General features: G+C 66.3%; 3 protein-coding genes. All 3 read left to right on the forward strand.

What is annotated here, in order from left to right; genetic code table 11:
- Positions 1-151 precede the first annotated feature (151 nt).
- Positions 152-1,717, forward strand: coding sequence for an AMP-binding protein (locus ACFC02_RS41220; RefSeq protein WP_376367947.1), 1,566 nt, complete (start codon positions 152-154; stop codon positions 1,715-1,717).
- A 183-nt stretch (positions 1,718-1,900) separates the two neighbouring features.
- A complete protein-coding gene (locus ACFC02_RS41225; protein ID WP_376367949.1) occupies positions 1,901-2,428 on the forward strand; it encodes an NUDIX domain-containing protein in 528 nt (175 codons plus the stop codon).
- A 362-nt stretch (positions 2,429-2,790) separates the two neighbouring features.
- Positions 2,791-5,136 carry a pyruvate dehydrogenase gene (locus tag ACFC02_RS41230; protein ID WP_376367951.1) on the forward strand — a complete coding sequence of 782 codons (2,346 nt, stop codon included), beginning with the start codon at positions 2,791-2,793 and terminating at the stop codon, positions 5,134-5,136.
- Positions 5,137-5,638: the final 502 nt, after the last annotated feature.

Genomic DNA, 5,638 nt, shown 5'->3' on the forward strand with positions numbered 1-5,638 from the left:
TCTTCGGCAAGTACGTCATCCCCCGCTTCAAGAACCCCCGCAACATCGTCCGCTCAGCCGACGACGTCCTCGCCGACATCCGCGCCGCACGCCCCACCCACGAAGAAGCACTCCGCCAATACCACGCCAACCACACCAAGGAGACCGCGCGATGACCCACGACGTGGACTCCTTGTCTTTCGAGCCGTTGACCCCGACGTCGTATCTGGATCGTGCCGCGGCGGCGCACGGAGACCGGGTCGCGGTGGTGGATGGTCAGTCCCGGTGGACCTATGCGGAGCTGCGTGATCGGTGTCAGCGGTTGGCCGGTGGGTTGGCACCGCTGGCCGAAGGCCGCCCGGTGGCGGTGCTGTCGCCGAACACCCATGTGTCGTTGGAGGTGCACTTCGGGGTGCCGTGGGCGGGGGTGTCGCTGGTTGCGGTGAACACGCGCCTCGCGGTAGACGAGGTCGCCTACATCCTGGAGCACTCCAAGGCCGCCGTGCTGATCCACGACCCGTCGTTCGACGGGTTGGTGGACGAGGTCCTCACCCGGCTGGACGCTCCGCCGCACCGGATCCGAGCGGGGCAGGAGTACGAGGATCTACTGGCTGCTTCGGAGCCGTTGCACCTGACCCCGGCCGACGAGCGGTCTCTGCTGTCGATCAACTACACCTCCGGGACCACAGGTCGCCCCAAGGGCGTGATGTACCACCACCGGGGGGCGTTCCTGCAGGCCGTGGCGATGGTCGGGCACACAGGACTGACGCCATCGAGCGTGTACCTGTGGACGCTGCCGATGTTCCACTGCAACGGATGGACGCTCCCGTGGGCGGTGACTGCAGCGGCCGCGACGCACGTCTGCCTGCCGAAGGTGGACCCGGCGGAGATCTGGCGACTGCTCAAGGAGGAGGGTGTCACGCACCTCAATGGGGCGCCGACGGTGCTGTCGGCGATCGCCTATGCCAACGAGGCCGCGCCGCTGGACCGCACGGTGCGCATCGCGACCGGTGGGGCGCCGCCGTCGCCGGCAATCCTGCGTCGGACGGCGGAGCTTGGGTTCGAGGTCACGCACCTGTACGGGCTGACCGAGACCTACGGCCCGGCGATGCTGTGCGACTGGCGCCCGGAGTGGAACGACCGCGACGCCGAGGCGAAGGCGCGGCTCAAGGCGCGCCAGGGCGTCGGGAACATGATCTCGTGCGTGCCGCGGGTGATCGCGAACGATGGCACCGACGTCCCTGCTGACGGTGTCACCACGGGGCAGATCGCATTGCGCGGCAACAACCTCATGCTCGGCTACCTCGACGACCCGGAGGCCACCCTGGCAGCGGTGCCGGACGGGTGGTTCCGGACCGGTGACATCGGCGTCGTGCACGCTGACGGGTACGTTGAACTGCGTGACCGCTCGAAGGACGTGATCATCTCCGGGGGGGAGAACATTGCATCGGTCGAGGTGGAGCAGGCGATCGAGGATCATCCAGCGGTGTTGGAGGCCGCGGTGATCGCCGTTCCGGACGAGCGCTGGGGTGAAGTCCCCGCCGCCTATGTGCGCTTGAAGGACGGTGCCACGGCCACTGAGGCGGAGATCATCGAGCATGTAAAGGGCAGATTGGCGCGGTTCAAGGCGCCGAAAACGGTCACGTTTACAGAGCTTCCGAAGACTTCTACGGGGAAGATCCAGAAATTCGTGTTGCGTGAGAAGGCCTGGGTCGGGAGCGAGAGACGCATCCGGTGAGACAACAGCAGCGACGGTGGTCGGCAGGTCGCCGTCAGGGAACGCCGTATCTCGCGCTGTCACACGGCCGGACATCCGGCACTGACCAGAAATGGGACGAGTACTCCTGACCTGCCACGCACTCCAGGCGAAAGGCCTATCGGGCCGTATCCGAGTGTCCCTGCCGAAGGCGGTGATCGCCCAGTGACTCAGCAAGCTTCGCAAAGGGATCAGTCCCTGGACGAGTTCAGCCGACTCGCGTCTCAAGGCCCGCGACACATCGTCGCCGTCATCCTCATGTGGCGAGGGCGCATCGGGTTGTTCAAGCGCAGTGAATCTGTCCAGCATGACGCAGGCCTGTGGCACTGCATCACTGGATATCTGGACGCTGACAGCGACCCGGTACGGCAGGCCATCCAGGAGATCTGGGAGGAGACTCTGCTCCCCGCCCGCGCTCTGGAACACCTGACTGCGGGCCCTACGCTACGCCTGGCCGACCCTCGGGGCGGTCCGGACTGGACCGTGCACACCTTTGTGGCCTGTACCAGTCAGCGCCGGCTCACTCTCAATTGGGAGCACGAGGCATACCGGTGGGTTCGGCCCTGGAAGCTGTCACAGTTCGACGGGCAAGTTGCATGGCTGTCGGATGTTTTGCAAGCGATCAACTCCCTGCCGTCAGGCGAAACTCGTGATCAGGTCGTACAGATGTGCGGAGATTCGAGCGAGCCCTAAATTCAGTCGTCCGGCTGCAGAGTGCGGCTCCCTGAACAGCGCTTGCCATGGCAGGGCAGCAGAACCGTGCAATCGTCAGCGCCCTGGCCAGCCGTCTGCCAGAGGCGGTGGGGGCGGAGGAATCCCGCACACACACATTCCGGCAGCGAGATTTCGAAGGATCAGCTGATCAGACGTTGACGGCATCGGGAGGCCGTTCACTGGCCATGATGCACCGCGAATGCCTGCCAGCCAACTCGAAGTTTGAGCAGAATGCTCAAATCAATGGCAACATCTTGTGCAATCGCAGGCTCATGTGTCTACTTGCGGAGCACAACGCGAAATTTCTTAAGGCATGGTGCCGAATGCGGAGGAGGTCTGTGATGGTCGCGGAACTGAGGTCGGCCGACGTCGACAGCTCTGGTCATGGCCGGGCGGAGGAGCTCGTCGTGCTGAAGGCGGTTGAGCAGCGGGTGCTGTGGCTCTCCACCGCGATCATCGATCAGGCCAATCGGGTACGGCCGAACCCTACAGGTCTCAAAGTTGGTGGTCACCAGGCGTCGAGTGCCTCGATGACTTCCATCATGACTGCGCTGTGGTTCCATTCGCTGACCGCCGAGGACCGAGTGTCGGTCAAACCGCATGCCTCACCGGTGCTGCATGCGATCAACTACCTGCTGGACGAGTTGGACGAGTCCTATCTGACCACGCTGCGCGCCTTCGGCGGCCTGCAGAGCTACCCCAGCCGGACCAAGGACCCCGACCCGGTCGACTACTCGACCGGCTCGGTCGGCATCGGTGCCACCGCCCCCCTATGGGGCGCCCTCGCGCGGCGCTATGTGGAGGGTCATTTCGGCGGCGCCGGCACAGGGCGCCAGTACTCCCTGCTCGGCGACGCTGAACTGGACGAAGGAGCGATCTGGGAAGCCATCCAGGACCCGATGGTGCCGGGCCTGGGCGAAGCGGTGTGGATCGTCGACCTCAACCGGCAGTCCCTCGACCGAGTCATCCCTGGCATGGCCGCGGACAAGCTGCGAGGCATGTTCGCGGCTGCCGGCTGGCAAGTGCTCACCCTCAAGTACGGCCGTCTCCTGGAAGGGTTGTTCACCAGGTCTGGTGGCGAGGCCCTGCGTGCTCGTATCGACACCATGGGCAACCCCGAGTACCAGCGCCTGCTGCGCTGCTCGGCCGACCAGCTGCGCGAGCGCCTGCCCGGTAACGGCTCCACGGCACAGTCCATCGCCGAGCTCATCGCGTCCCAAGACGATGCCTCACTGCTGGCGGCTCTGCGCAACCTGGGCGGCCACGACGTCGGCGCTCTGATGGACGCCTATGACGCCGTCGACGACACCCGGCCCACTGTGATCTTCGCTTACACGATCAAGGGCTACGGGCTCCCCACCGAGGGCCACCCGCAGAACCACTCCTCGCTCCTGACAGCCGACCAGATGACGGCACTGGCCGGCCGCCTCGGACTGGATCCGAGTCGCCCGTGGACCCGTTTCACCGACGGTTCGGCGGAAGCGGCCCTGTGCACGAAGGCGGCCCAGCGCCTGCGCCGCCCCGGATATATATTGCAGCAAGCTCCCACGGTACCCACGGACCTCAGTCGAGCCGCGCCGACCGGCACCGGCAATACCCAGCAGGCCCTCGGACGCGTTCTGCTGGACCTCACCCGCCGGGCACCGGAGGCGGCGAGCCGGATCGTCACCGTCAGTCCGGACGTCAGCTCCTCCACCAACCTCGGCGGCTGGCTCAACAAGGTGGGCGTGTGGTCGCCCACCGAGCGCCCCAACTGGTTCGCCGACGACGCCGAGACCATCCTGCACTGGCGTGAGCAGCCGACAGGCCAGCATGTGGAACTCGGCATCGCCGAGACCAACCTGGTCGGCGTGCTCGGTGAGCTCGGCGCCACCTGGAGCCGCTGGGGCCAGCCGCTGCTGCCGATCGGCGTGGTCTACGACCCGTTCGTCAACAGGGCCCTGGAACCATGGTCGTTCGGCATTTACGCCGGCGGTCAGTCGATCCTGGTCGGCACCCCGTCCGGTGTCACGCTCGCCCCGGAGGGCGGCGCACACCAGTCGATCACCACGCCTTCGCTCGGCATCGAACAGCCCGGCTGCGTCACCTACGAGCCGGCGTTCGCAATCGACACCGAATGGTGTCTGCTTACCGCCCTCGGCAACCTTGGTAAGACAGACGGCAGTTCGGCCTACCTGCGGCTGTCCACCCGTCCCGTGGACCAGACACTCGCCGCTGTGCCCACCGACCCTGCCGCCCGCGAACGCCGCCGCCGGCACGTGACCGCCGGAGCCTACCGGCTGCGGCAGCACGAGAAACCCGTGGCGACTATCGCTGCAATGGGCGCTCTGGTACCCGAAGCCCTGGCCGCCGCCGACCGCCTCGCCGCCCTCGGGCAAGCCGCCGATGTTGTGTGTGTGACCAGCCCTGACCTGCTATTCCGTGCGCTCCAGGCCCGCCGCGGGCTGTCGGACGACCCAACCTGGATCCTCGACCAGGTCTTCCCCCTCGACCGGGCCACCCCGCTCGTCACCGTCTTGGACGGGCACCCGCACACCTTGGCCTTCCTGAGCACCATCCAGAACGTTCCCGTCAGCACCCTCGGTGTCACCAAGTTCGGCCAGTCCGGGTCGATCGAGGATATCCACCGCTACCACAGCATCGACACCGACAGCATCGTCACCACCACCCTCGACCTCATCGACTGAGGGAGAACCCGACAGCTCCTGCGTGAAGGGACCGGCACACGAGAGCAAACCGCGCTCACCGTCCCCGCCGACAGCGTCCCGCATCACAACGCTTCGCTGCGCCTCACCCAGGGAGCCATTGGCGGCAGTCACCATGCACAACCGGTCCCCCGCAAGATCCCCGACGGGATTTCCCTTCACACCCCGTCCGGCGGTACGGCCCTGTCCTGCCGAAAAGACGTACCGCCGGGCGGTTCCAGCTCAGCCGACCCACACCACGCCATGGGAACTCCCCACTGACCCCGTCCGGCGGCGCGTCGCCTGCCCTGACAAGCCGCGTCGGCCGTCGGGCGACTCAAACCCAGCTCGTCCGCCACCCCCACGGCGGAGCGAAGCAGATGCTCCGCCGGAACGATTGGACATGTGATTAAGAGGTCCTAACAAAGGCGTTGAACGTGGCGGTGGGTGATGAGGCAGGTGGCGAGGCCGAGGAAGGCTTCGTGGATGTCGTCGCGTCTCTCCC

The sequence above is a fragment of the Streptomyces sp. NPDC056160 genome (genome assembly GCF_042268205.1).
Lineage (GTDB): Bacteria > Actinomycetota > Actinomycetes > Streptomycetales > Streptomycetaceae > Streptomyces.